General features: G+C 59.7%; 23 protein-coding genes, 2 tRNA genes and 3 rRNA genes. 15 read left to right on the top strand and 13 right to left on the bottom strand.

Going from position 1 to position 25,711, the window contains the following annotated elements:
* Positions 1-8 precede the first annotated feature (8 nt).
* Together REH59_RS19325 and REH59_RS19320 are read left to right on the top strand one after the other, a co-directional pair.
* On the top strand, positions 9-1,136 hold the full coding sequence (locus REH59_RS19325) for an acyl-CoA dehydrogenase (protein WP_014859317.1): 1,128 nt from the start codon (positions 9-11) through the stop codon (positions 1,134-1,136).
* Positions 1,137-1,149: 13 nt separating this feature from the next.
* Positions 1,150-1,923 (top strand): enoyl-CoA hydratase, encoded by a 774-nt coding sequence (locus REH59_RS19320; RefSeq protein ID WP_003250095.1) that lies wholly within the window; start codon positions 1,150-1,152, stop codon positions 1,921-1,923.
* Positions 1,924-2,485: 562 nt separating this feature from the next.
* Here the strand turns inward: REH59_RS19320 and REH59_RS28830 are convergent.
* Entirely contained in the window at positions 2,486-2,713 is a 228-nt protein-coding gene (locus tag REH59_RS28830; protein WP_420715404.1) for a hypothetical protein, read from the bottom strand.
* A gap of 235 nt (positions 2,714-2,948) precedes the next feature.
* On the opposite strand from REH59_RS28830, the gene REH59_RS19310 reads away from it, so the two are divergent.
* The 4 genes from REH59_RS19310 to REH59_RS19295 all read left to right on the top strand — a co-directional run bounded on the left by REH59_RS19310 (position 2,949) and on the right by REH59_RS19295 (position 4,749).
* The gene (locus REH59_RS19310; protein ID WP_003250099.1) at positions 2,949-3,353 is read left to right on the top strand and encodes a TraR/DksA family transcriptional regulator; all 405 of its coding nucleotides are present in this window, start codon (positions 2,949-2,951) and stop codon (positions 3,351-3,353) included.
* 176 nt (positions 3,354-3,529) lie between these two features.
* Positions 3,530-3,724 (top strand): hypothetical protein, encoded by a 195-nt coding sequence (locus REH59_RS19305; protein ID WP_003250100.1) that lies wholly within the window; start codon positions 3,530-3,532, stop codon positions 3,722-3,724.
* 345 nt (positions 3,725-4,069) lie between these two features.
* Positions 4,070-4,540 carry a hypothetical protein gene (locus REH59_RS19300; protein ID WP_003250101.1) on the top strand — a complete coding sequence of 157 codons (471 nt, stop codon included), beginning with the start codon at positions 4,070-4,072 and terminating at the stop codon, positions 4,538-4,540.
* A complete protein-coding gene (locus tag REH59_RS19295) occupies positions 4,537-4,749 on the top strand; it encodes a hypothetical protein (protein WP_128573702.1) in 213 nt (70 codons plus the stop codon). Before REH59_RS19300 ends, REH59_RS19295 begins: the two co-directional genes overlap by 4 nt.
* Positions 4,750-4,761: 12 nt before the next feature.
* Here the strand turns inward: REH59_RS19295 and REH59_RS19290 are convergent, their stop codons facing one another.
* From REH59_RS19290 to REH59_RS19260, 7 genes are all read right to left on the bottom strand, one after another.
* Positions 4,762-5,127: a Na+/H+ antiporter subunit G gene (locus REH59_RS19290; protein ID WP_003250107.1), complete on the bottom strand. Its 366-nt coding sequence runs from the start codon at positions 5,125-5,127 to the stop codon at positions 4,762-4,764.
* Positions 5,124-5,402, bottom strand: coding sequence for a K+/H+ antiporter subunit F (locus REH59_RS19285; protein WP_003250109.1), 279 nt, complete (start codon positions 5,400-5,402; stop codon positions 5,124-5,126). The genes REH59_RS19290 and REH59_RS19285 overlap by 4 nt, the downstream gene beginning before the upstream one ends.
* On the bottom strand, positions 5,399-5,887 hold the full coding sequence (locus REH59_RS19280; protein WP_003250117.1) for a Na+/H+ antiporter subunit E: 489 nt from the start codon (positions 5,885-5,887) through the stop codon (positions 5,399-5,401). Before REH59_RS19280 ends, REH59_RS19285 begins: the two co-directional genes overlap by 4 nt.
* Positions 5,884-7,563 (bottom strand): monovalent cation/H+ antiporter subunit D, encoded by a 1,680-nt coding sequence (locus REH59_RS19275; protein WP_004577151.1) that lies wholly within the window; start codon positions 7,561-7,563, stop codon positions 5,884-5,886. Before REH59_RS19275 ends, REH59_RS19280 begins: the two co-directional genes overlap by 4 nt.
* Entirely contained in the window at positions 7,560-7,904 is a 345-nt protein-coding gene (locus REH59_RS19270; protein ID WP_003250128.1) for a Na+/H+ antiporter subunit C, read from the bottom strand. The genes REH59_RS19275 and REH59_RS19270 overlap by 4 nt, the downstream gene beginning before the upstream one ends.
* Complete coding sequence (locus REH59_RS19265) at positions 7,904-10,819, bottom strand: monovalent cation/H+ antiporter subunit A (RefSeq protein WP_003250131.1); 2,916 nt, start codon at positions 10,817-10,819, stop codon at positions 7,904-7,906. The genes REH59_RS19270 and REH59_RS19265 overlap by 1 nt, the downstream gene beginning before the upstream one ends.
* Positions 10,820-10,969: 150 nt before the next feature.
* Complete coding sequence (locus REH59_RS19260; RefSeq protein ID WP_017147785.1) at positions 10,970-11,920, bottom strand: DMT family transporter; 951 nt, start codon at positions 11,918-11,920, stop codon at positions 10,970-10,972.
* Between the two features lie 84 nt (positions 11,921-12,004).
* Here REH59_RS19260 and REH59_RS19255 point away from each other — a divergent pair, with 84 nt between their 5' ends.
* The gene (locus REH59_RS19255; RefSeq protein ID WP_003250134.1) at positions 12,005-12,568 is read left to right on the top strand and encodes a helix-turn-helix domain-containing protein; all 564 of its coding nucleotides are present in this window, start codon (positions 12,005-12,007) and stop codon (positions 12,566-12,568) included.
* 48 nt (positions 12,569-12,616) lie between these two features.
* Here REH59_RS19255 and REH59_RS19250 read toward each other — a convergent pair whose 3' ends face one another.
* On the bottom strand, positions 12,617-13,165 hold the full coding sequence (locus tag REH59_RS19250; protein ID WP_003250137.1) for a cysteine hydrolase family protein: 549 nt from the start codon (positions 13,163-13,165) through the stop codon (positions 12,617-12,619).
* A gap of 82 nt (positions 13,166-13,247) precedes the next feature.
* Here REH59_RS19250 and REH59_RS19245 point away from each other — a divergent pair, with 82 nt between their 5' ends.
* On the top strand, positions 13,248-14,240 hold the full coding sequence (locus REH59_RS19245; RefSeq protein ID WP_004577150.1) for a GlxA family transcriptional regulator: 993 nt from the start codon (positions 13,248-13,250) through the stop codon (positions 14,238-14,240).
* An 81-nt stretch (positions 14,241-14,321) separates the two neighbouring features.
* Positions 14,322-14,702, top strand: a complete 381-nt coding sequence (locus REH59_RS19240; protein ID WP_014753863.1) for an antibiotic biosynthesis monooxygenase — start codon at positions 14,322-14,324, stop codon at positions 14,700-14,702.
* Here the strand turns inward: REH59_RS19240 and REH59_RS19235 are convergent.
* Positions 14,681-15,451: an alpha/beta hydrolase family protein gene (locus tag REH59_RS19235; protein WP_014860597.1), complete on the bottom strand. Its 771-nt coding sequence runs from the start codon at positions 15,449-15,451 to the stop codon at positions 14,681-14,683. The genes REH59_RS19240 and REH59_RS19235 overlap by 22 nt on opposite strands.
* The gene (locus REH59_RS19230) at positions 15,435-16,553 is read right to left on the bottom strand and encodes a DUF3182 family protein (RefSeq protein ID WP_128573701.1); all 1,119 of its coding nucleotides are present in this window, start codon (positions 16,551-16,553) and stop codon (positions 15,435-15,437) included. Before REH59_RS19230 ends, REH59_RS19235 begins: the two co-directional genes overlap by 17 nt.
* A gap of 220 nt (positions 16,554-16,773) precedes the next feature.
* Between REH59_RS19230 and REH59_RS19225 the strand changes: the two genes are divergently transcribed.
* Positions 16,774-18,582: an aminopeptidase P family protein gene (locus REH59_RS19225; protein WP_014860595.1), complete on the top strand. Its 1,809-nt coding sequence runs from the start codon at positions 16,774-16,776 to the stop codon at positions 18,580-18,582.
* Positions 18,583-18,621: 39 nt separating this feature from the next.
* On the opposite strand, the gene REH59_RS19220 is transcribed toward REH59_RS19225, so the two are convergent.
* Both REH59_RS19220 and rhtA read right to left on the bottom strand, forming a co-directional pair.
* Positions 18,622-18,903, bottom strand: coding sequence for a hypothetical protein (locus REH59_RS19220; protein WP_003250154.1), 282 nt, complete (start codon positions 18,901-18,903; stop codon positions 18,622-18,624).
* A 192-nt stretch (positions 18,904-19,095) separates the two neighbouring features.
* Positions 19,096-19,983 (bottom strand): threonine/homoserine exporter RhtA, encoded by an 888-nt coding sequence (gene rhtA, locus REH59_RS19215; protein WP_003250156.1) that lies wholly within the window; start codon positions 19,981-19,983, stop codon positions 19,096-19,098.
* 474 nt (positions 19,984-20,457) lie between these two features.
* Between rhtA and REH59_RS19210 the strand changes: the two genes are divergently transcribed.
* The 5 genes from REH59_RS19210 to rrf all read left to right on the top strand — a co-directional run bounded on the left by REH59_RS19210 (position 20,458) and on the right by rrf (position 25,604).
* Positions 20,458-21,994: ribosomal RNA gene (locus REH59_RS19210) — 16S ribosomal RNA — on the top strand.
* 77 nt (positions 21,995-22,071) lie between these two features.
* Positions 22,072-22,148 (top strand) — tRNA-Ile (locus tag REH59_RS19205).
* 6 nt (positions 22,149-22,154) lie between these two features.
* Positions 22,155-22,230, top strand: a tRNA-Ala gene (locus tag REH59_RS19200).
* 234 nt (positions 22,231-22,464) lie between these two features.
* A 23S ribosomal RNA gene (locus tag REH59_RS19195) occupies positions 22,465-25,357 on the top strand.
* A 131-nt stretch (positions 25,358-25,488) separates the two neighbouring features.
* A 5S ribosomal RNA gene (gene rrf / locus REH59_RS19190) occupies positions 25,489-25,604 on the top strand.
* Together the 16S, 23S and 5S rRNA genes with 2 tRNA genes alongside form the textbook arrangement of a ribosomal RNA operon.
* The last annotated feature ends 107 nt before the right edge of the window (positions 25,605-25,711 follow it).

The raw sequence follows: 25,711 nt of genomic DNA, 5'->3' as shown, positions 1-25,711 counted from the left end.
GGTGAACCATGCTGGTAAATGACGAGCAACAACAGATCGCCGACGCGGTACGTGCGTTCGCCCAGGAACGCCTGAAGCCGTTTGCCGAGCAATGGGACAAGGACCATCGCTTTCCGAAAGAGGCCATCGACGAAATGGCCGAACTGGGCCTGTTCGGCATGCTGGTGCCGGAGCAGTGGGGCGGCAGCGACACGGGTTATGTGGCCTATGCCATGGCGCTGGAGGAAATCGCTGCGGGTGATGGCGCCTGCTCGACCATCATGAGCGTGCACAACTCGGTGGGTTGCGTGCCGATTCTGCGCTTCGGCAACGAGCAGCAGAAACAGCAATTCCTCACCCCGCTGGCGACAGGTGCGATGCTCGGTGCTTTCGCCCTGACCGAGCCGCAGGCTGGCTCTGATGCCAGCAGCCTGAAGACCCGTGCACGCCTGGAGGGCGACCATTACGTGCTCAATGGCAGCAAGCAGTTCATTACCTCGGGGCAGAACGCCGGCGTCGTGATCGTGTTTGCAGTCACCGACCCGGAGGCTGGCAAGCGTGGCATCAGCGCCTTCATCGTGCCGACCGATTCGCCGGGCTACCAGGTAGCGCGGGTCGAGGACAAACTCGGCCAGCACGCCTCCGACACCTGCCAGATCGTTTTCGACAATGTGCACGTGCCAGTGGCCAACCGGCTGGGTGCGGAGGGTGAAGGCTACAAGATCGCCCTGGCCAATCTTGAAGGCGGCCGTATCGGCATCGCCTCGCAAGCGGTGGGTATGGCCCGCGCGGCGTTCGAAGTGGCGCGCGACTATGCCAACGAGCGCCAAAGCTTTGGCAAACCGCTGATCGAGCACCAGGCCGTGGCGTTTCGCCTGGCTGACATGGCAACGAAAATTTCCGTTGCCCGGCAGATGGTATTGCACGCCGCTGCCCTTCGTGATGCGGGGCGTCCGGCACTGGTGGAAGCGTCGATGGCCAAGCTGTTCGCCTCGGAAATGGCCGAAAAGGTCTGTTCGGATGCCTTGCAGACCCTGGGTGGTTATGGCTATCTGAGTGACTTCCCGCTGGAGCGGATCTACCGCGACGTTCGGGTTTGCCAGATCTACGAAGGCACCAGCGACATTCAGCGCATGGTCATTGCGCGCAATCTTTGAAGGAGCAGACTGCATGGCATTCGAAACCATCCTGTTGGACATCCACGGCAAGGTCGGCCTGATCACCCTCAACCGCCCGCAGGCGCTCAATGCGCTGAACGCGCAGATTGTCGGTGAGATCAACCAGGCCTTGGACCAGCTTGAGCGCGACCCGAACATCGGCTGCGTGGTGCTGACAGGCTCGGCCAAAGCCTTTGCCGCTGGCGCCGACATCAAGGAAATGGCTGAGCTGCAATACCCGCAGATCTACGTCGACGACCTGTTCAGCGACGCCGACCGCATTGCCAATCGCCGTAAGCCGATCATTGCTGCAGTGTCTGGATTTGCCCTGGGCGGCGGCTGTGAGTTGGCGATGATGTGCGACTTTATCCTCGCGGCGGACAATGCCAAATTTGGTCAACCGGAAATCAACCTGGGCGTGCTGCCGGGCATGGGCGGTACCCAGCGCCTGACGCGTGCGGTGGGCAAGGCCAAGGCCATGGAGCTTTGCCTGACCGGCCGCCTGATGGGCGCGGAAGAAGCCGAGCGTGCAGGTTTGGTGGCGCGGATCGTGCCGCAGGCAGAGCTGGTGGAAGAGGCGCTGAAGGTGGCGGCGACCATTGCCAGCAAGTCGATTCCGGTGAGCATGATGGTCAAGGAGAGCGTCAACCGAGCATTTGAAGTCACCCTCAGCGAGGGGGTTCGTTTTGAGCGTCGTGTCTTCCATGCGGCGTTCTCCACCGAAGACCAGAAAGAAGGCATGGCTGCATTCATCGCCAAGCGAGAGGCACAGTTCAAGGACCGTTGATCAGACTCGGTTCGTTGCCGTTGCCGTTGCCGTTGCCGTGGCTTTTGCTTCTAAGTGCGCGATAGTTCAGACGACGCAGATTGCGACTTCAGGAGGCCGAGCGTAGGGCTTGCGAAGGGAGGTGACGGGCATGGATGCCCGTCAAGCGCTGAGGCCCCATGGATGGGGCCTGCAGCGCGTACTCCCGGGAGCAAGACCGTAGCGAGGGAACCCCGGAGCGTAGCGCAGGGGCCGGATGATAGGAGCCAGCGTTTTTTGGTTACTTTTTGTCGCGTTTGACAAAAAGTGACCCGCCGTAAGGGCGGAAAGGTGACTGTGCGCCACCTGCGTGAATGAATACCTACTCGATGTGAATGCCCACATCCAAGAAGCAAGAAGCAAGAAGCAAGAAGCAAGAAGCAAATTCGTCTGTTTTGACTCAGCGAACAGTCCATTTGCGATGGCGACGCTGACTCACCTTTTCGCCCTTACGGCGAGTCACTTTTTGTCAAACGCGACAAAAAGTAACCAAAAAACGCTGCGCTCCCATCATCCGGCCCCTGCGCTACGCTCCGGGGTCCCCTCACTCCGGCCTTGCTCCCGGCAGGACCGCGCCGAAGGCCCCATCCTGGGGCCTCAGCGCTTGACGGGCATCCATGCCCGTCACCTGCCTCCGCAAGGCCTGCGTTCGGCCTCCTGAAGTCGCGAAGATCAAAATCAAGATCAAGATCAAGATCAAGATCAACGGCAACAGCAACAGCAACAGCAACAGCAACAGCAACAGCAACAGCAACAGCAGGCGGAGGGGCACTGCCAGAATCTCAGTTTACTGCTGGCCCAGCAGCTGAGCTGGGGTGCCGACCGGCGGATTGTGAGCAGTGGAAGCAAATTCGCACCCATTTGCAGTTGCTCCACGCGGCGTGGCGCCTTAGACTGCCGCCCCCTGTAAAAGAGTGCCGGTTGGCGCTTGAAGAATTCCGCTGGCGATGCATAGGCATCGACGGCACATGAATCGCCCAAATGCACATTTTTTCATAGAGAAATCGATGACCAAGGAACAGTTGCTGGCCATGTCGGCCGATGACTACATGAACGCCGACCAGCTTGCCTTCTTTACTGAGCTGCTGCAGGCGATGAAAGTCGAAACCCATGAACGCATCGAACTCAGCCGCACCACCATCGAAGGCCTGGACACCCCGTCAGACCCCGCCGACGTGGCTTCGGTCGAAGAAGAACGTAGCTGGCTGGTAAATGCCATCGACCGCGACCAGCGCCTGCTGCCACAGCTGGAAATGGCCCTGGACCGTATTGCCGACGAAAGCTTCGGCTGGTGCGATGACAGTGGTGAGCCTATCGGCCTGAAGCGCTTGCTGATCAGCCCGACCACCAAGTACTGCATCGAAGCCCAGGAGCGCCACGAGCAGCTCGACCGCCACCAGCGTCAGGTATAAACCCGCGCGTGGTGCAAGCCCCTCGAAGCAATTCCTGGGGCTTTTTGCGTTTCTCGTCGATCCGTTTTTGTTACGCCTTACGAAACACTGATGTACCGGGATGCGCTGTTTCCGCGTCACTGTCAGGCGTATCATGGCTTTATCGTTAGGGTGCTAATTAAATTCCGGAGGGAATGATGAATAGCCGAGTCGATGTGGCTGTGATGATAGGGTCGGGTGTGCCGGCCACCTTGCAGGCGCTGGGCAAGCGCATTTGCTGGGTCGTGCTGGTCAATGGCGAGCGGCGCGGCACCGCCTTCGCCACGCGCGAAGAAGCGCTTGAGTGTCAGGCTGCCTGGCAACTGCAACTGAAGAAAGGGCTGGCTGCCTGAAAATGTTTATTGCCTCTCGACGGGTTTCGGTGTTTTCGGGCATATTTGTCCTACAGTAATGCGCACATGGATGCCAGGGCTTGTCTTCTTGCAGGCTCACGCCATTGGTTGCGTTTTCTGGCGAGTGATTTCAGGCATCACGCTTCCCAAGCCGGGAATGAGCCAAACGCCTTCGGTTGAGGGCGATTCTGGCAAACCAGAGTAAAGATTCCTGCGCGCTGCATCGTCAGCGAGCACAGACATTTCGCATATCGCTTTATTACTCTTTTTGCCTATCGATAAGAAATGGCCGTGCCTCCCCGAGCTTGGGTGAGGGCGGGTTGTAACCGGTTGAGGATTACTTCATTGGCAGTCAGCACACTTGATACACATGCGTTGTTCGCTCTGGGCGACTTGCGCGGTAAATTGGCCCAACTGTTTCAGGGCCGCTTCATCTATGTCACCGAACAGAGTCCCGAAGGCCTGTACATGGCCGAAATCGACACCGAGAGTGCACTGGTGGTCGATGACAAGCAGCGCCTTGAACTGAAAGTCGGTGACCACTTTCGTGCTGCCGTATTGCCCAGTCGCGAAGGTGGCAAGCTGGAAATGCGCTTTCGCGAAATCAAGTTGAATGTGTATGGCGTGGGCGACTACGCCTTCGTTTCTGTGCCGGAAGGCGAGGGCATCGTGTTTCGTGAAGGCCATGGCGTGATGCTGGTATTCGCCGCGCAGCAGCAAGTGCAGGAAGGCCTGGGCAAGTTGCTTAAAGCAGTGACTGGCAAGGTCGCCAAATGGCGCAAGGGTGAACTGACCACCTTCAAGGCCAGTGAATGACCGACAGTGACGACGCACCAGCCTCGCGGGCCGAGTTTCATCGGCAGCACCAGGCAGATGCCGTGGCTGAGGCAGAACGTTTGCTGGCCGGACGTGAAAAGCTGCAAGGCGCCTGGTTGACTTGGGTGGCGGCTGAGCTCTATCGCCTCAGCCCGCCGCCATTTGCCGCCATGGTCCGGCGCGAGTTGCAGCGCCTCAGCCAAGGTTGAGACGGCAAACCTTCAATTGCCACGGTCGCGGCCGCTGCTGACCTCTTCAGGCACCGGCTCTTTGGACATGCGTTTGCGAAACAGCGCCGCCCGCGCCAGCAACAGCGTGGTAATCGGCACGGTGATCGACAGCAGGATCGGAATCAGCCACGCGTGTAGCACAGGGGTGCCCTTGAGCCACGAAAAGTAGATGATCGAGGCCAGTGCAACGCACCAGGCACCAAGGGTCGAGGCCAGCGCTGGCGGGTGCATGCGCTGGAAGTAGTCTTTCAGGCGTACCAGGCCTATAGCACCGACCAGGGCGAACAGGCTGCCGGTAAGCAGTAGCGCGGCGGTGACCAGCTCCAGCCAGAATGGCAGTACCAGGGCTTCAGTCATTCGATCACCTCACCGCGCAGCAGAAACTTGGCCAAGGCAAACGAGCCGACGAAACCAAACAGTGCAATCAGCAGGGCCCCTTCGAAGTAGGTGTCACTGGCATAACGGATACCCAGCACCAACATGGTGAGCATGGCCAGGATGTACAGGTAGTCCAGGGCCAGCACGCGGTCTTGGGCGGACGGGCCACGGAACAGCCGGATCAGCGCCAGGCCCATGGCCAGGGCGAAGATGAACAGGCTGGCGAGGACGGCATTGGCGAGCAGGCCTGTCATTGGAAAATCTCCATAAGCGGGCGTTCGTAAGTGTCCTTGAAGTGCTGTATGAAGGCCGCTTCATCGTCCAGCTCAAACACATGCAGCAACAGCACACTGCGGTCCAGTGCCAGTTCGGACCATACGGTGCCAGGCACCACCGTGGTGATCATCGACAGCGCTGCCAGGCCGTGGGGGTCACGCAATGCCAGTGGTATGTGAACGAACGCAGAGCGTGGCGGCTGCTTGCCGGCCCGCAGCACACCACGGGCTACCAGCAGGTTGGAGGCGATCACATCAATGCCGACCCGGACGATCAGGCGGGCGATGACCAGGGGGCGCCGTACGTGTGCATGCTGCGGACGCAGGGGCGCCATCAACAGTGGCGCCAGTATGCCAAGTGCGGCGCCCAGCAGCAGGTTGCCAGGGCTGACCGAGAGGTTCAGCAGCAGCCACAGGCCGAACAGCGAGACCGATAGCAGTGGGGCGGGGAACAGTCGGTTCATGGCTGCACCTGTACGTCGCGCGAGGTGGGGCCAGGAATCGGCCGGGCGGCCATCACGGCGTCGATATAGGCATCGGGGGCCTGCAGGCTGGCGGCAGTGTCCTGGGTGTAGCGCAGCAACGGCTCGGCCTTGAAGCTGAGGATGAGGCACAGGCCGAGCAAGATGACAATGGGCAGGCATTCATAGCGCCGCAGGACCGGGGACGGACGCTCTTCGGGCTTCCAGAAACGCTGGATGCCGACGCGGCCGAAGGCGATCAGCGAGGCCATGCCGGACAGGATCAGCAACGCCACCAGGCCCCAGCCGGCGGCACTCAGGGGCTGCTCGACCGGTACGCCGAGGCCCAGTGGATTGAACAGCGCACTGATCAGGTTGAGCTTGCCGACAAAGCCCGACAGCGGCGGCATGCCGATGATCAGTAGCGCACAGGCGATGAAGCTGAGGCCGAGGAAGGCCATGGTCCACGGGATGATCTGGCCGATTACCACCTGCTGTTCATCGTCGAGGTTGATGCCCTTGGGCGGGTGCAGCGATTCCAGTGGCGGCGGCATGGCGTCTTCTTCGTCGTCCAGCGGCGCTTCATTGGCCGAGCGCGAGCGTTCGACCAGTTCGGCGAGCAGGAACAGTGCGCACAGCGCAAGGGTCGAGTTGACCAGATAGAACAGCGCCGCGCCGGTCAGAGCCGCCTGGGCAAAACCCACCGCACCCAGCAGCGTGCCGGCCGAGACCAGGATACTGAGTGCCGCCATACGCTCCAGGCGCTGTGCCGCCAGGATTGATACCGCTGCCACCGCCAGGGTAACCAGGCCGCCGTAAACCAGCCATTCGCCGCCGAAATGCGCCGAGGCCCCGGCCTGCCCGGAGAACAGTAATGTCCAAAGGCGCAGCACGGCGTACAGGCCGACTTTGGTCATGATGGCGAACAGTGCAGCCACCGGCGCGCTGGCAGACGCGTAAGCTGGCACCAGCCAGAAGTTCAGCGGCCAGATACCGGCCTTGACCAGGAAGGCCATGGCCAGGATTGCCGCGCCGGCATGCAGCAGGCCACGGTCGGCCTCCGGTACCAGTGGAATCTTCAGCGCCAGGTCCGCCATGTTCAGGGTACCGGTCACGCCATACAGCATCGCTGCGCCGATCAGGAACAGCGACGAGGCGAACAGGTTGATAGCGATGTAGTGCAGGCCGGCACGCACCCGCGCACGCCCCGAACCATGCAGCAGCAGGCCATAGGAGGCGGCCAGCAGCACTTCGAAGAAGACGAACAGGTTGAACAGGTCGGCGGTGAGGAAGGCGCCGTACAGCCCCATCAGCTGGATCTGGAACAGCGCATGGAAGCTGGCCCCTGCACCGTCCCAGCGGGCACGGGCAAATAGCAGCGCGCTGAAACCGATGACCCCGGTCAGGGTCAACAAGAGCGCGGACAGGTGGTCCACCACCAGCACGATGCCGAATGGCGCCGGCCAGTTGCCCGGCAGGTACACGCCGATCGACGCTGCCTGGCCCTGGGTGCGCACCCACAGCAGCAGACAGACCGCGATCACCAGGCCGGAGAAGGTGGACAGCAGGTTCAGCCTGGCTTTGATGTGCCTGTGCTTTTCACCCAGCAGCAACATCATCGCCGCCGTGATCAGCGGCAGCAGGATGGGGGCGACAATCAGTTGACTGATATCACTCATTCGTCACGCTCCCGGCCATCCACGTGGTCGGTACCGGTCAGGCCTCGCGAGGCCAGCAGCACTACCAGGAACAGCGCGGTCATGGCGAAACTGATGACGATGGCGGTGAGCACCAGTGCCTGTGGCAGCGGGTCGGTGTAATGCAACAGGTCCTGGGTAACGCCATCCTTGATGATTGGCTCCTTGCCGATGAACAGGCTGCCCATGCTGAAGATGAACAGGTTGACCCCGTAAGAAAGCAGGCACAGGCCCATGATCACCTGGTAGGTACGCGGGCGCAGGATCAGCCACACTCCGGAGGCAGCCAGTACGCCGATGGCGACTGCAATCACTTCTTCCATCAGGCGGCTCCTGCTTGGCTGGTTTTTGCCGGGTTGCCCGGGCGGTAGGCGCGCACCGACTGGTGCGCCAGGGCTGTGAGGATCAGCAGGGTCGAGCCGACCACGACGGTGAATACGCCAATATCGAAGAACAGCGCGCTGGCCACGTGCACATCACCCAGCAATGGCAGGTGCAAGTGGGCGGTATGGGTGGTGAGGAACGGGTAACCCAGCAGCATGGCGCCGACCCCGGTCAGGGTCGCGCACAGCAGCCCGGTACCCATCCAGCGCAGCGGCCGCAGGCTCATCTGCGCTTCGACCCACTGGGTGCCGGCCACCATGTACTGGAGGATGAACGCCACCGACATGACCAAGCCAGCGACAAAGCCGCCACCGGGCTGGTTGTGCCCGCGCATGAACAGGTACATCGACACCAGCAAGGCGATCGGCAGCAGCAGGCGCACCAGCGCTGCCGGTACCATCATGAAGCCCAGCGCGGTATCGGTGGCATGCCGCGGGTTGATCAGGTCGGTGACTACGTCCGGCGCCAGCTGGCGTTGTTGCGCCGGCAGCTGCATGCTCTCTTTCGGAGGACGGAAGCGCCGTAGCAGGGCGAACACCGTCAGCGCCACAGCCACCAACACGGTGATTTCACCGAGGGTATCGAAGCCGCGGAAGTCGACCAGCATGACATTGACCACATTGGTGCCGCCGCCCTGAGGCAACGCACGGCTCAGATAGAACGAGGAAATGTCGTTGGGCGTGGGTCGGGTCAGCATGGCGTACGACAGCACGGCCATGCCGCCACCCACCAGCACGGCCAGCAGCAAGTCGCGCAGGCGGCGCATGCGCGCGCGCTCCAGGCTACCCGGCAGCGGTGACACGCCTTCGATACGCCGTGGCAGCCAGCGCAGGCCGAGCAGGATCAGCACGGTGGTGACCACTTCCACCACCAACTGGGTCAGTGCCAGGTCGGGCGCAGAGAACCAGACGAAGGTGATGCAGGTCATCAGGCCGCAGACGCTGACCATGATCAGTGCCGCCAGGCGGTGGTACTTGGCCTGATAGGCGGCGCCGATGGCGCAGGCAATGGCGATCAGCCACAGGGCGACGAATACCCCGGAACCCGGAATCTTCGGGCGATCACCCCAGCTCAGGCCGCTATGGAGCATCGGCGTGAGGCCCGCGAGGAACGCGGCGAATACCAGCATGAACAGCTGCGACTGCAGCCGCCGGGTGGTGAACAGGCGTTCGATGCGACGCGCCAGCAACATCAGGTGAACCTGGCCGTGCTCGAACAACCGCTTGCCATTGAAGCGCTCGATCACGGGCGGGTAGGGGAAGCGACCCAGGCGCAGTTGTTTACGCAGCAACAGGTACAGGACGATGCCGCCGCTCATGGCGACCAGGCTCATGATCATCGGCGCGTTCCAGCCATGCCAGATGGCCAGGCTGTATTCCGGCAGGGTGCCGCCAACCACCGGCAGGGCCGCAGCGGCCAACAGGGGGCCGACCGACTGGGTGGGGAAGATGCCCACGACCAGGCACGTGAGCACCAGCAGCTCCACCGGAGCACGCATCCAGCGTGGCGGCTCGTGCGGGGTATGGGGCAGGTCCTGGGCCGTCGGCCCGAAGAACACATCGACGGTAAAACGCAGGGCGTACGCCACGCTGAAGGTGCCGGCCAGGGTGGCGATCACCGGCAGCGTGGCCTCGACCCAGGCGGTGGAACTGATGAATACCGTTTCGGCAAAGAACATTTCCTTCGACAGGAAGCCGTTCATCAGCGGCACGCCGGCCATCGAGGCGCTGGCGACCATGGCCAGGGTCGCGGTGTAGGGCACCAGGCGGATCAGGCCGCTGAGGCGGCGAATGTCGCGGGTGCCGCTCTCGTGGTCGATGATGCCGGCGGCCATGAACAGCGAGGCCTTGAAGGTGGCATGGTTGAGAATGTGGAATACCGCGGCGACGGCAGCCAGCGGGCTGTTAAGGCCCAGCAGCAGGGTAATCAGGCCCAGGTGGCTGATGGTCGAATAGGCCAGCAGGCCCTTGAGGTCATTTTGGAACATGGCGGCGAAAGCGCCAAGCAGCAGGGTGAGAGCGCCGGCACCGCCGACGATCCAGAACCACTCCTCGCTACCGGAGAGTACCGGCCACAGGCGTGCCAGCAGGAACACCCCGGCCTTGACCATGGTGGCCGAGTGCAGATAGGCCGACACCGGTGTGGGCGCTGCCATGGCGTGGGGCAGCCAGAACTGGAAGGGAAACTGTGCGCTCTTGGTCAGGGCGCCGATGAGTATCAGGGGCAGCAGCACCGGGTAAAGCGCATGCTGGCGGATGGTATGCCCGGCAGCCAGGACCTTGTCCAGGTCATAGCTGCCGACCACATGGCCGAGCAGCAGGGCCCCTACCAACAGGCACAAGCCGCCTGCACCGGTTACCATCAGCGCCATGTAGGCGCCGCGACGGGCGTCGGCGCGGTGGTGCCAGTAGCCGATCAGCAGGAAGGAGAACAGGCTGGTCAGTTCCCAGAAGAACACCAGTTGGATCAGGTTGCCGGAGATGACCAGGCCGAGCATGGCGCCCATGAAGGCCAGGAAGAACGCGAAGAAGCGTGGGACCGGGTCTTGCGGTGACATGTAGTAGCGCGCATACAGCGATACCAGCGTGCCAATGCCCAGTACCAGCAACGAGAACAGCCAGGCAAAGCCGTCCATGCGCAACACCAGGTTCAGCCCCAGGCTGGGTAGCCACAGGAACTCTTCGCGAATGACGCCACCATGGGCAATCTGAGGGTACAGAAGTGCTACCTGGACGGTGCCGACCAGGGCTACGAGCCCGGCAAGAATGGACTCGGCGTTACGTGCGTTGTGCGGCAGCACAGCTGCCAGGCAACTGCCCACGAACGGCAGAAGCAATAGCACTATCAAGGACATAGCGGCCTATTCTGGAGAAGTTTGCAAAGAATCATACGTGCCGAGGTGTTTATCACCAACACGCAAGCTGTCGCAGAATCCTACAAACCGGCTGTGACAAGCGGTTTTTTTATAACAGTTTTTTACAAAGAATAGCCGCTGTTGACTGTTTTACAGCCCCGCCTGGCCTTCGCCAGGGTTCTGCACATCACGTGTTTCGACGGTTTCGAGAGGGCGCCGCACCTTGAGTTCACTGACCACCACGGCAACCACGATCAGCAGGCCGCCGAGTAGCGCCACGCCAGGCAGGCGCTCGCCAGCCAGACGCCCGACGATGCCGGCCCACACCGGTTCACCGGCATAGATGAGTGTGGCGCGGGTAGGCGAGACCGACTTCTGTGCCCAGTTCATTGCCACTTGGATCACCGCACTCATTGCGCCCAGGCCCACTGCGCTGGCAAGCAACAGCCAGGAGAAGTCGGGGAGGCGCTCCTGGGTCGGCACGATCATGAGAAACGCCAGCAGCGATGCGGTCGCAAGTTGTACCACCGTAACCCGGCGCACATCGACCTGACCGGCGTAGCGGCTGATCAGAATGATTTCACCGGCGATGGCCACGGCGCTGATCAGGGTGACCAGTTCGCCCTCGCTGAAACGCAGGCTGCCGCCTTCCGGCCCGGCCAGCAGCATCAGGCCGATGAATGCCAGGCAGATACCCATGCTGGGCATCAGGCCAGGCCGCCGCCCCAGCACCAGCCACTGCAGCAGCGGCACGAACGGGACGTACAGCGCAGTGATGAACGCTGACTGGCTGCTGCTGATGGTTTGCAGGCCCATGGTCTGCAGGCCATAGCCGAGCATGATCGACACGCCGATCAGCATGCCGGCCTTCAGTTCGGTGAAGGTCAGGCCGGGCAGCGCTCGCGCCGAGACCACACCAACGAACAGCGCGGCTGCCGCAAAACGCAGGCCGACGAAGAACATCGGGCCGCTGACGGTCATTACGTTATGCACCAACAGGAAAGTGCCGCCCCACAACATGGTGATGAATACCAGCACCAGTTCGGCCTTGCTCAGGCGGAAGGTGACGGCAGGGGTAGGCTTGCTGCTGGGCTGATTCATGGTCTTGCACACTCGGAAAGGGCGGCGCACAATCGCCGCAAAAGTGGGCAGTATACTGCGCAATCTTGACCAGTGAGCAATATAGTGCACAAGGATTCTTCGCACCGGGCATCGGTGCTGCAACATGTCAGCCTCAATGTGCGCAGTCTGCGCAACGCCGCCGGCTTGAGTCAGGCGGCGCTGGCCGAGCGTTCAGGGGTCAGCCGGCGCATGCTGGTCGCGATCGAGGCGGGCGAGAAGAATGTCAGCCTGACCACATTGGACCTGATTGCCGAAGCCTTGGGCGTGGCTTTCAGTACCCTGATCCAGGCGCCAGACCTGCGCGACCCCGGGCGCATTGAAGAGCTGGCGTGGGCTGGCGAACACCCGCAGAGCCGAGCGGTGTTGCTGGGCACCAGCCCGGCAAGGCGCGAGGTGGAACTTTGGGAATGGACCCTGGCACCGGGGGAGTGCTATCACAGTGAGGCCGATGCCGAAGGCTGGAGCGAGCAGATTTATGTGATCGATGGGCAGCTGACGCTGATCATCGAAGAGGTCGAGCATCGCTTGCAGGTGGGGCAGTTCCATGTGTTCCCCAGTAACTGCCGGTATGCCTACCGTAACGATGGCGTGGTGGCTGTTCGGTTTGTGCGCAATGTGGCGATTTGAGCCTGCAGGCTTTGGGGCTGCTGTGCAGCCCCAAAGGTCTCAAGCCGATCAGCTTTTCAGCAGCTCGTCGGTCTTCACCACATTGGCATAGGCAAACGCCAACGCCGCCATCGCCGAATCATGCACATGAGCCGCCGGCACCTGCTTGCCGTCGAACGCCAGTGGCAGGGTCGCGCAGGCATCGTGCGCCACAGTCACTTGATAGCCTAGATCGGCTGCAGCCCGGGTGGCGGCGTCAATGCACATGTGGCTCATGCTGCCGACGATGGTCAGCGCCTCGACGCCATGCCGGTCCAGCGTGTGCTCAAGATCGGTACCGAGGAAGGCGTTGACCTTGTGCTTGAGCACCACCGGCTCGCTCGGCAATGGCTCGACCTTGGCGTGGATGGCCGCACCCTGCGAGCCGGGGGCAAAGAAGGGCGCATCGGCAGTGTCGAACTCATGCCGCACATGAACCACCAGGTCGCCGCGCTGGCGTGCGGCTGCCAGCAGGCGGGCGGCGTTGTCGGCCGCCTGGTCGGCACCATCGAGGGGCCACTTGCCGCCCGGGAAGTAGTCGTTCTGGATGTCGATGATGATCAGTGCCTGCTTGCTCATGCTGCCTCCTGTGGCAGTAGTCGTCGAGAGACGTTAGTTATAGGCTGTGTTCACTCACCTGAGGATTGGCGCGAACGACACTATGCGGGCAAAAACTGACACCGGCGCTAACCTGGATATCGGCTTGCTGCTATACCCCGGCGTGCAGCGCGCCGCTGTGCATGGCCTGGCCGACCTGTTCCTGGTGGCCAACCGGGTTGCGGCCGAACTGGGGGCCGTCGAGCTGCCGCACATTCGCGTCAGTTGCTGGCAGGCAGATGAGACGGGGCAGTTGTTGCCTGCGTCGGATAACTCAGCTGTCACCGTACCAGGCCTGCGGGTCCTGATCATTCCGCCAAGCCTGGAGTCAGCTCCGCAAGCCGAGTTGCTCGAACGTCATCGCGCGCCGCTGTGCCTGCTGCACGGGCGTGGTACGGTGCTGGCGTCGGTATGCATCGGTGTATTTTTCATTGCCGCCAGCGGTTTGCTCGACGGGCGCCCGGCCTGCACGCACTGGAATTATGTGCATGCGCTTGCCCAGCGCTTCCCCAGGGTGCGGGTAGAGGCTCAGCAGCCGTTGCTGGATGACGGCGATATCGTGACCTCGGCAGGGTTGATGGCCTGGACGGACCTCGGCTTGCGCCTGCTGGAGCGCTTTTTGGGGACGACGGTGGCTCAGGAGACCGCCCGCTATCTGGCCGTCGATCCGGTCGCGGCGCCGCTGCCCGGCGCTGTGTTCAACCCGCGCCTGGATCACGGCGACGAGGCCGTGTTGAAGGTGCAGCACTGGTTGCAGGGCAATGGCGGGCAGGATGCTGACCTGGCCACGATGGCGGCCTGCGCGGGGCTGGAGGCGCGCACTTTCTTGCGGCGCTTTCGTGCCGCTACCGGGCTGCGCCCGACCGAGTATTGCCAGCAGGTGAGGGTGGGGCGTGCATGCCGCTTGCTGGAGTTTACCCGGCGCAACGTCGAACAGATCGCGTGGGGTGTCGGCTATCAGGATCCGGGCGCGTTTCGCAAGGTATTCCAGCGTGTCACTGGCCTTACCCCGAGTGAATATCGGCGGCGGTTTGCGGTATCCGGCGAGGCTCTATAGAAACCACTTGACCTTGACTTTGCTTGAGGTTTTACCCTGCTCGGCATCGCGCTGCATGCGTACGTAGCCAGGAGACTGTCGATGTTGGCATCACCTCATGCCTTGTGGTTTACCCAGATGATCGAATACGAAGTGCCCAGTATGTGCCAGCAAGCGTTGGCTCAGGCCCTGGTGGCCCGTAGTGAAGCGTTGGCTGCGCGTTGCGAAGGGCTGCAGGGTGTGAGCATCCAGGCCAGCGACGATGGCAGCCGGGTGTTGCAGTACTTGCAATGGCAGTCACGCCAGGCCTGGGCGGCGGCGGCCGTGCACTTCATCGAGGAATCCTTTCTTGACCTGCTGGGCCAGCATCAGGCACGCGGCGTCAACTTCGCCGCCTACCAGGCCTTGCGCAGCCTGGTGCGCGGCGACGATGGCGTCCTGCATTGCCAGGTGGGCGGTCCTCAGGCATACCAAGGTGCGTAGTGCGGGTAGCGATCCAGGCGGGCACCTATGACCATCTCGCTGATCCATGCCGCCAGGAGCGAGCTGTACGCTTTCTGGCTCTTTTCGCTGGACAGTGCGTGGTCGGCGCCGTCGACGATGCGATGGGTGAGCGAGTGGGCGTTGACGAACGCCGAGCGGTAGTTCATCAAGGTACTGTGCGGCACGTAGTCATCCTGCTCTGACTCCACCAGCAGCACATCCCCGCCGAATTCGGCGCACGCGGCCAGCGCGCGGTTGTCGGCCGGGCCCAGGTGGCGCTGGCGATAGGCATTCAGGCGTTGACGGTCAAGGGTTTGCTTCGGGGTGCCCCATTCGTCATCCCAGTACATGGCAGGTACCCGCAGGGCCAGCCATCTGACTGGCCGTTGGCGGGTCAGCAGAGTCGCCAGGTAACCGCCATAGCTGCTGCCGATAATGGCGATGGCGCTGCTGTCGACAGCCGGGTGGCTGACCAGTCGATCGTAAGCCACCAGCAAGTCCTGCAGGTTTTGTTCACGGGTGACCGTGAGGCGCTGGCTTTCGGTCTTTTCGTGACCGCGCAGGTCGAAGGTCATGCACACGCATCCCAATCCGGTGATATGCCGGGCGCGGGCCAGGTCACGTTGCTGGCTGCCGCCCCAGCCGTGTACGAAGAGAATCCCCGGCATTTTGGTGCCCGGACTGACCAAGGTGCCGGCGATGCGGTCATTCTCGACCTGCAGTTCAACGGTTTCACTCTGAATGGCCATGTTCGCGAATCCGCGCAAATTTACTGAGTTGTCCGAGTTCACTGTCGTTTCCTTGGTAAAAGAGGGTGGCGTCAGTGGGCAGGTCGGGGTTGCCGAATACTTCGTGGGTGGAGGCACGTACCCGTTGCAATGCAGGGTCATCGGCAAACGCCTGCAGGGCCAACAGTTCGGCACTGCTGGCACCACCCAAGCGCCAGGATTGTTCGAGCACCCCGCTGCACAGGTGGCCCGAAGGGCTGATGCCGCGGGCGATGTCGTAGTTGCGACGTGAGGCGACAAAGCCCGGGAAGTGCTGCTCGGCGGCTTGTTCGTAAACCATGGCCTGGTTGATGGCAAGGCGCAGGTGGTCTTCCAGTGGGAGCTGTAGCAACGCCTGATAGTCGCCACGTACCACCACCAGGTCAGAACCGCCGTAGACCTCGGTACCCTGATGGTCACGTGTCAGTTGCTGGGTACCGTAGTAGCTGCAGGTCAAGCCGGCGACGCGCACCTGACCGACACTGAAGGTTTGCACCTGGCTCAGGTCTTCTTCGAGCACCAGGCCCCACAGCGCCAACGTTTGGTCATCCATGCCGGCCAGCAGAGGCTCAAGGGCGTCTGCCGTGGTGATGACCTGTTGACCGCGTCCTGCGCAAGCCAGTACCGGTTTGACCCTCAGCGGGCCGTCGAGCAGCAGCAACTGTGCGGCAGTGCGAGCGTCGGTTTTGCTGAACACGGTGTAGCCGCGCAGCAGGGCATCGCTGGCCTGTCGGGCAAAGTCGTCGGTCCAGCCCGGTGGGAAGCTGGCCTCGGCGGGTAACGGGTGAGAGATCGCCTTGGTTGCCATGTAGGGGTGCGGCACCATGCCGCCAAACAGGTCCTGTTCGCTGCAAATACCCAAGGCGGCATATCGCCTGGGGTCGATCAGGGTCTCGGTTGGCAGATAATAGTAGGCCTCGGCAGCATCTGGCGGCCGCATGGGCTGTATAAGTGGGCAGCCCAGTAAACGTGCCAGGCCTTCGGCAAGCTTGAGATGAACGCCGTGCTCGTGTTCGGGCGTGTGGTCGCGGGTGTCAAGCAACACCACGCCGGCTTTCGGTTCGATGGCACTGGGCATGGTCATTTGCCTGTGTGCAATGAGTGTACTGTGTGTGAAGCCGGTGTCTTGGGGAAGTTCAGGGGAACTTGATCGGTGGTCCTGGTCCTGTTGTAGGAAGTGTCCTATTGGCACAGGGCGTGGTGGGCAATGCATGCCGTATCTTGGTCGTCGCGATTGCAGCGCCCTGGTGGCTGTTCCATTATCGGCCTATTGGATCAACCGTTATGAAGTCGCAGGAGAGCGCATGAACGTCCAGACCACCCTTGAGCAAAGCGTGCCGCAGCGACTGGTGCACGTGCGCCAAGCCATGGCGGCAGCGGGCATCGATGCCTTGCTGGTCCCCTCGGCCGACCCCCACCTATCCGAATACCTGCCCGGTTACTGGCAGGGGCGCCAGTGGCTTTCGGGGTTCCAGGGCTCGGTCGGTACGTTGGTGGTGACGCCTGGGTTTGCCGGGCTGTGGGTCGATAGCCGCTACTGGGAGCAGGCAGCTCAGGAGCTGGAGGGCAGCGGCATCGAACTGATGAAACTGTTGCCGGGCAAACCCGGAGCGTTGGAATGGTTGGGCGAAAACGTCGAGCCCAACGGTCGCGTGGCAGTGGATGGTGCGGTCATGGCCCTGGCTTCGGCGCGCCAGCTGGCCGAGCGGCTGAAGGCGCGTGGAGCGCAGCTGGTGACTGACATGGACCTGCTGGGTCAAGTCTGGGACGGGCGCCCGGCGCTGCCAGGCAACCCGGTGTACCAGCACCTGCCGCCACACGCCACGGTGAGCCGGGCGGAAAAGCTCGCGCAATTGCGCCAGGGCATCCTGGCCAAGGGGGCCGACTGGCACTTCATCGCAACCCTGGATGACATTGCCTGGCTGTTCAACCTGCGCGGCAGCGATGTTTCTTACAATCCGGTTTTCCTGGCCTTTGCCCTGATCAATCAGCAGCAGGCCATCCTGTTCGTGGGCCAGGACAAGGTGGACGCGCACCTGCGTCATGTGCTGGAGGTCGACGGCATCGAGGTGCGCGACTACAGCGAAGCAGGCAAGGCGCTTGGCACTGTTCCTACGGGGGCGCGGCTGCTGGTGGACCCGGCCCGGGTGACCTGCGGCCTGCTGGACAACCTGGCGGCAGAGGTGGTTCTTGTCGAGGGGCTAAACCCCACCACGCTGAGCAAGTCCTGCAAGGGTGACGACGACCTGGTGCATATTCGCCAGGTCATGGAGCAGGACGGCGCAGCCTTGTGCGAGTTTTTCGCCTGGTTCGAGGCGAACCTCGGCCGGGAGGTCATTACGGAGCTGACGGTTGACGAGCAATTGAGTGCCGCGCGTGCTCGACGCCCTGATTTCGTGTCACTGAGCTTTTCTACCATTGCCGCCTTCAATGGCAATGGCGCGATGCCACACTACCGTGCCACCGAGCAGTCGCATGCGCTCATCGAGGGTAATGGCTTGTTGCTGATCGACTCGGGCGGTCAATACCTGGGCGGCACTACCGACATCACCCGCATGGTGCCGGTCGGTAACCCCAGCCAGGCACAGAAGCAGGACTGCACCCGTGTACTCAAGGGCATGATTGCCCTGTCGCGTGCCACGTTCCCGCGAGGGGTACTGTCGCCGTTGCTCGACGCCATTGCCCGGGCGCCGATCTGGGCTGACCAGGTCGACTATGGCCATGGTACCGGCCACGGGGTGGGCTACTTCATGAACGTGCACGAGGGGCCTCAAGTAATCGCCTACCAGGCGGCACCCGCACCGCAGACGGCCATGCAAGCGGGCATGATCAGCTCGATCGAGCCGGGTACGTACCGCCCGGGGCAGTGGGGCGTTCGCATCGAGAACCTGGTGGTCAACCGCGAAGCGGGGAGGAGTGCCTTTGGCGACTTCCTGCAATTCGAGACCTTGACGCTGTGCCCTATCGACACCCGCTGTCTGTTGCCCGAGTTGCTGACCAAGGAAGAGGTGGAGTGGCTGAACGGCTATCACGCCCGCGTACGTGAGCGCCTGGCGCCCTTGCTCCAAGGGGATGCGCTTGCCTGGTTGGAGGTGCGTACTGCACCGCTGTAACGCAGATGAAAAAGGGCAGTTTGCGAGCTGCCCTTTTCTCTATTTACAGATGACGATCATGCTACGGCTGGTGTAACCCGCCGGGTTGATGCCGAACAAATAGTCACCGGCTTCTTCATCGCTATCGCCCGAGCGCGCAACAACTCGGTAGCCGCGCGTGCTGCAGGCGCTTGCGGCCTTGCTGTAGCAATTGTCCCACGAGGAAGAAAGACCGGAGCAATTGATATGCAGGCCCTTCTTGCCCCTTTTGACCTCGGTCTTGGCTGTGGCGGCACATCCAGCAATAGCCAAGATGGCCAGGATGAGAAAAATTCGTTTCATTCCTGTCCTTAAATGCAGGGCAAATCAGTCGTCACGACCCTGTCGTTGTCGCTTCGGTTCTTCCTGAACCTTCCCCCAGCGTCCGTGTTCGGCCCAGTAGATAGCGTAAAGATGATGATTCTGTGACAGCTTAATCAGCGAGACGGGCTGCTACAATCACTAATCCTTTCTCAAATGAAAATATTTCTCATATCAGTCTGCTGCGATGGCCGGGCTGGTTGCCTTGCGCATGGACAGGGTGGTGCCGACCGAGGCGGTAATGATTGCCAGAATCGCCAGCCATTGAGTGAGTGTCAGCATCTCGCCGAGGAAAAGCAGGCCGGACAATGCGCCAAATGCCGGTTCGATGCTCATCAGGGTGCCGAACGTGCGCGCCGGGATTCGCGTGAGGGCAACCATTTCCAGGCTGTAGGGCAGGGCGGTGGACAGTATTGCAACGGCCAACGCCATGGGGATTACGGCAGGTGTGAGCAGAGCGCTACCGGCGTGGGCGATACCGATGGGGGCGACGAACAGGGCCGCGACTACCACCCCCAGGGCTGCGCTCTGGATGCCGTGTTCGGCCCCTGCACGTTGTCCGAACAGGATGTACAGCGCCCAGCACACACCCGCCCCCAGCGCATAGGCGGCGCCCACTGGGTCGAGTGCCTGGCCGCTGTGACCTGCTGGCAGCAACAGCAGCAGCCCAGCGATGGCGAGGGCAATCCACAGGAAATCGATCGGTCGGCGCGAGGAGAAGATCGCCACGGCCAACGGGCCGGTGAATTCCAGGGCCACGGCGATACCGATGGGTACCGTTTGCAGGGCCATATAGAAGAGGAAGTTCATGCCGCCCAGTGCCATGCCGTAGATGACCACGTTGCGCAACGTGTTGGCGGTCATGCGTACCCGCCACGGGCGCAATATAAGCAGCATGATGATGCTGGCGAAGATCAGGCGCAGGGTGGTGGTGCCTTGTGCGCCGATGATGGGGAACATGCTTTTGGCCAGAGAGGCGCCGGACTGAATCGATGCCATGGCGATAAGCAGTAGGCCGATCGGGAAGAGGGTGGCGGCCAGGCTGCGGGGCTGGGTGTTCATTTAGGTGCGGCAATCCTTTGGCGAGGGAGGTGGTGAGCAATATAGTGCGCAATTGGTGGGGTGGGTGGTAGCCGTCAAATGGCTTTGCCAGAAATATTTCAAATCATTGAAATTAAAGGTTGACCTTCTCGATGGCCTCCCTATAATGCGCACCACTCCAACGCGGTAGCGAAGCAAAGCTAGCCACTGTGTTGAGTCAAGTGTTTGAAGCTAAACGAGTTTTTCGCAAAAAACTTCAAAATAAACGCTTGACAGGCTCTGAGGAAAGCGTAGAATGCGCGCCTCGGTTGAGACGAAAAGCTCTTAACCAAACGCTCTTTAACAAATCGAATCAAGCAATTCGTGTGGGTGCTTGTGAGTACGGACTGATAGTCAAAAAGATTATCAGCATCACAAGTGACCATGCGAGAAATCACATAGTCATTTGAGATTGCTGAGCCAAGTTTAGGGTTTCTTAAAAACCCAAGCAGTATTGAACTGAAGAGTTTGATCATGGCTCAGATTGAACGCTGGCGGCAGGCCTAACACATGCAAGTCGAGCGGATGACGGGAGCTTGCTCCTTGATTCAGCGGCGGACGGGTGAGTAATGCCTAGGAATCTGCCTGGTAGTGGGGGACAACGTTTCGAAAGGAACGCTAATACCGCATACGTCCTACGGGAGAAAGCAGGGGACCTTCGGGCCTTGCGCTATCAGATGAGCCTAGGTCGGATTAGCTAGTTGGTGGGGTAATGGCTCACCAAGGCGACGATCCGTAACTGGTCTGAGAGGATGATCAGTCACACTGGAACTGAGACACGGTCCAGACTCCTACGGGAGGCAGCAGTGGGGAATATTGGACAATGGGCGAAAGCCTGATCCAGCCATGCCGCGTGTGTGAAGAAGGTCTTCGGATTGTAAAGCACTTTAAGTTGGGAGGAAGGGCAGTAAGTTAATACCTTGCTGTTTTGACGTTACCGACAGAATAAGCACCGGCTAACTCTGTGCCAGCAGCCGCGGTAATACAGAGGGTGCAAGCGTTAATCGGAATTACTGGGCGTAAAGCGCGCGTAGGTGGTTTGTTAAGTTGGATGTGAAAGCCCCGGGCTCAACCTGGGAACTGCATCCAAAACTGGCAAGCTAGAGTACGGTAGAGGGTGGTGGAATTTCCTGTGTAGCGGTGAAATGCGTAGATATAGGAAGGAACACCAGTGGCGAAGGCGACCACCTGGACTGATACTGACACTGAGGTGCGAAAGCGTGGGGAGCAAACAGGATTAGATACCCTGGTAGTCCACGCCGTAAACGATGTCAACTAGCCGTTGGAATCCTTGAGATTTTAGTGGCGCAGCTAACGCATTAAGTTGACCGCCTGGGGAGTACGGCCGCAAGGTTAAAACTCAAATGAATTGACGGGGGCCCGCACAAGCGGTGGAGCATGTGGTTTAATTCGAAGCAACGCGAAGAACCTTACCAGGCCTTGACATGCAGAGAACTTTCCAGAGATGGATTGGTGCCTTCGGGAACTCTGACACAGGTGCTGCATGGCTGTCGTCAGCTCGTGTCGTGAGATGTTGGGTTAAGTCCCGTAACGAGCGCAACCCTTGTCCTTAGTTACCAGCACGTTATGGTGGGCACTCTAAGGAGACTGCCGGTGACAAACCGGAGGAAGGTGGGGATGACGTCAAGTCATCATGGCCCTTACGGCCTGGGCTACACACGTGCTACAATGGTCGGTACAGAGGGTTGCCAAGCCGCGAGGTGGAGCTAATCTCACAAAACCGATCGTAGTCCGGATCGCAGTCTGCAACTCGACTGCGTGAAGTCGGAATCGCTAGTAATCGCGAATCAGAATGTCGCGGTGAATACGTTCCCGGGCCTTGTACACACCGCCCGTCACACCATGGGAGTGGGTTGCACCAGAAGTAGCTAGTCTAACCTTCGGGAGGACGGTTACCACGGTGTGATTCATGACTGGGGTGAAGTCGTAACAAGGTAGCCGTAGGGGAACCTGCGGCTGGATCACCTCCTTAATCGACGACATCAGCCTGCTGATGAGCTCCCACACGAATTGCTTGATTCATTGTCGAAGACGATCAAGACCCTATATAGGTCTGTAGCTCAGTTGGTTAGAGCGCACCCCTGATAAGGGTGAGGTCGGCAGTTCAAATCTGCCCAGACCTACCAATATGCGGGGCCATAGCTCAGCTGGGAGAGCGCCTGCCTTGCACGCAGGAGGTCAGCGGTTCGATCCCGCTTGGCTCCACCACTTGCTGTACCTTGATCAAACTCAGAAATGAGCATTCGCATCGAATGTTGATTTCTGGCTTTTGTCAGATCGTTCTTTAAAAATTCGGATATGTGATAGATATAGACTGAACACCAGTTTCACTGCTGGTGGATCAGGCTAAGGTAAAATTTGTGAGTTCTGCTCGAAAGAGCAACGTACGAATTTTCGGCGAATGTCGTCTTCACAGTATAACCAGATTGCTTGGGGTTATATGGTCAAGTGAAGAAGCGCATACGGTGGATGCCTTGGCAGTCAGAGGCGATGAAAGACGTGGTAGCCTGCGATAAGCTTTGGGGAGTCGGCAAACAGACTGTGATCCAGAGATCTCTGAATGGGGGAACCCAGCCAGCATAAGCTGGTTATCTTGTACTGAATACATAGGTGCAAGAGGCGAACCAGGGGAACTGAAACATCTAAGTACCCTGAGGAAAAGAAATCAACCGAGATTCCCTTAGTAGTGGCGAGCGAACGGGGACCAGCCCTTAAGTTGGTTTGAGATTAGTGGAACGCTCTGGAAAGTGCGGCCATAGTGGGTGATAGCCCCGTACACGAAAATCTCTTATCAATGAAATCGAGTAGGACGGAGCACGAGAAACTTTGTCTGAATATGGGGGGACCATCCTCCAAGGCTAAATACTACTGACTGACCGATAGTGAACCAGTACCGTGAGGGAAAGGCGAAAAGAACCCCGGAGAGGGGAGTGAAATAGAACCTGAAACCGTATGCGTACAAGCAGTGGGAGCCTACTTTGTTAGGTGACTGCGTACCTTTTGTATAATGGGTCAGCGACTTATATTCAGTGGCGAGCTTAACCGAATAGGGGAGGCGTAGCGAAAGCGAGTCTTAATAGGGCGTTTAGTCGCTGGGTATAGACCCGAAACCGGGCGATCTATCCATGGGCAGGTTGAAGGTTAGGTAACACTGACTGGAGGACCGAACCGACTACCGTTGAAAAGTTAGCGGATGACCTGTGGATCGGAGTGAAAGGCTAATCAAGCTCGGAGATAGCTGGTTCTCCTCGAAAGCTATTTAGGTAGCGCCTCATGTATCACTGTAGGGGGTAGAGCACTGTTTCGGCTAGGGGGTCATCCCGACTTACCAAACCGATGCAAACTCCGAATACCTACAAGTGCCGAGCATGGGAGACACACGGCGGGTGCTAACGTCCGTCGTGAAAAGGGAAACAACCCAGACCGTCAGCTAAGGTCCCAAAGTCATGGTTAAGTGGGAAACGATGTGGGAAGGCTTAGACAGCTAGGAGGTTGGCTTAGAAGCAGCCACCCTTTAAAGAAAGCGTAATAGCTCACTAGTCGAGTCGGCCTGCGCGGAAGATGTAACGGGGCTCAAACCATGCACCGAAGCTACGGGTATCATCGTATGATGATGCGGTAGAGGAGCGTTCTGTAAGCCTGTGAAGGTGAGTTGAGAAGCTTGCTGGAGGTATCAGAAGTGCGAATGCTGACATGAGTAACGACAATGCGAGTGAAAAACTCGCACGCCGAAAGACCAAGGTTTCCTGCGCAACGTTAATCGACGCAGGGTTAGTCGGTCCCTAAGGCGAGGCTGAAAAGCGTAGTCGATGGAAAACAGGTTAATATTCCTGTACTTCCAGTTATTGCGATGGAGGGACGGAGAAGGTTAGGCCAGCCTGGCGTTGGTTGTCCAGGTTTAAGGTGGTAGGCTGAAATCTTAGGCAAATCCGGGATTTCAAGGCCGAGAGCTGATGACGAGTTGCCTTTAGGCGACGAAGTGGTTGATACCATGCTTCCAAGAAAAGCTCCTAAGCTTCAGATAACTGGGAACCGTACCCCAAACCGACACAGGTGGTTAGGTAGAGAATACCAAGGCGCTTGAGAGAACTCGGGTGAAGGAACTAGGCAAAATGGCACCGTAACTTCGGGAGAAGGTGCGCCGGCGAGGGTTAAGGACTTGCTCCGTAAGCCCATGCCGGTCGAAGATACCAGGCCGCTGCGACTGTTTATTAAAAACACAGCACTCTGCAAACACGAAAGTGGACGTATAGGGTGTGACGCCTGCCCGGTGCCGGAAGGTTAATTGATGGGGTTAGCGCAAGCGAAGCTCTTGATCGAAGCCCCGGTAAACGGCGGCCGTAACTATAACGGTCCTAAGGTAGCGAAATTCCTTGTCGGGTAAGTTCCGACCTGCACGAATGGCGTAACGATGGCGGCGCTGTCTCCACCCGAGACTCAGTGAAATTGAAATCGCTGTGAAGATGCAGTGTATCCGCGGCTAGACGGAAAGACCCCGTGAACCTTTACTATAGCTTTGCACTGGACTTTGAATTTGCTTGTGTAGGATAGGTGGGAGGCTTTGAAGTGGGGACGCCAGTTCTCATGGAGCCATCCTTGAAATACCACCCTGGCAACTTTGAGGTTCTAACTCAGGTCCGTTATCCGGATCGAGGACAGTGTATGGTGGGTAGTTTGACTGGGGCGGTCTCCTCCCAAAGAGTAACGGAGGAGTACGAAGGTGCGCTCAGACCGGTCGGAAATCGGTCGTAGAGTATAAAGGCAAAAGCGCGCTTGACTGCGAGACAAACACGTCGAGCAGGTACGAAAGTAGGTCTTAGTGATCCGGTGGTTCTGTATGGAAGGGCCATCGCTCAACGGATAAAAGGTACTCCGGGGATAACAGGCTGATACCGCCCAAGAGTTCATATCGACGGCGGTGTTTGGCACCTCGATGTCGGCTCATCACATCCTGGGGCTGAAGCCGGTCCCAAGGGTATGGCTGTTCGCCATTTAAAGTGGTACGCGAGCTGGGTTTAGAACGTCGTGAGACAGTTCGGTCCCTATCTGCCGTGGACGTTTGAGATTTGAGAGGGGCTGCTCCTAGTACGAGAGGACCGGAGTGGACGAACCTCTGGTGTTCCGGTTGTCACGCCAGTGGCATTGCCGGGTAGCTATGTTCGGAAGAGATAACCGCTGAAAGCATCTAAGCGGGAAACTTGCCTCAAGATGAGATCTCACTGGGATCTTGAATCCCCTAAAGGGCCGTCGAAGACTACGACGTTGATAGGTTGGGTGTGTAAGCGCTGTGAGGCGTTGAGCTAACCAATACTAATTGCCCGTGAGGCTTGACCATATAACACCCAAGCAATTTGCTGACGCAGATTGCGGTGGTGAAGACGAAAGACCCGAAAATTCGTAAGACCACAAATATCGCATATCCGAATTCGCTGGGCTGTCCATCTGGACATTCTGGCAACAGAATTTCTTGACGACCATAGAGCATTGGAACCACCTGATCCCATCCCGAACTCAGTAGTGAAACGATGCATCGCCGATGGTAGTGTGGGGTTTCCCCATGTGAGAGTAGGTCATCGTCAAGATTCATTTCGCAAAACCCCTATCTGCGCATGCAGGTAGGGGTTTTGTCTTTGTGGGCAAAAAAAACTGGACCTGCTCGAATCACTGTGGGAACAGGCAGCTCGGTGGA

This window comes from Pseudomonas sp. BO3-4 (assembly GCF_034044115.1).
Classification (GTDB): Bacteria; Pseudomonadota; Gammaproteobacteria; order Pseudomonadales; family Pseudomonadaceae; genus Aquipseudomonas; species Aquipseudomonas alloputida.
The sequence above is the reverse complement of the archived record's forward strand: the minus strand, read 5'-3'. Positions and strand labels throughout refer to the sequence as shown.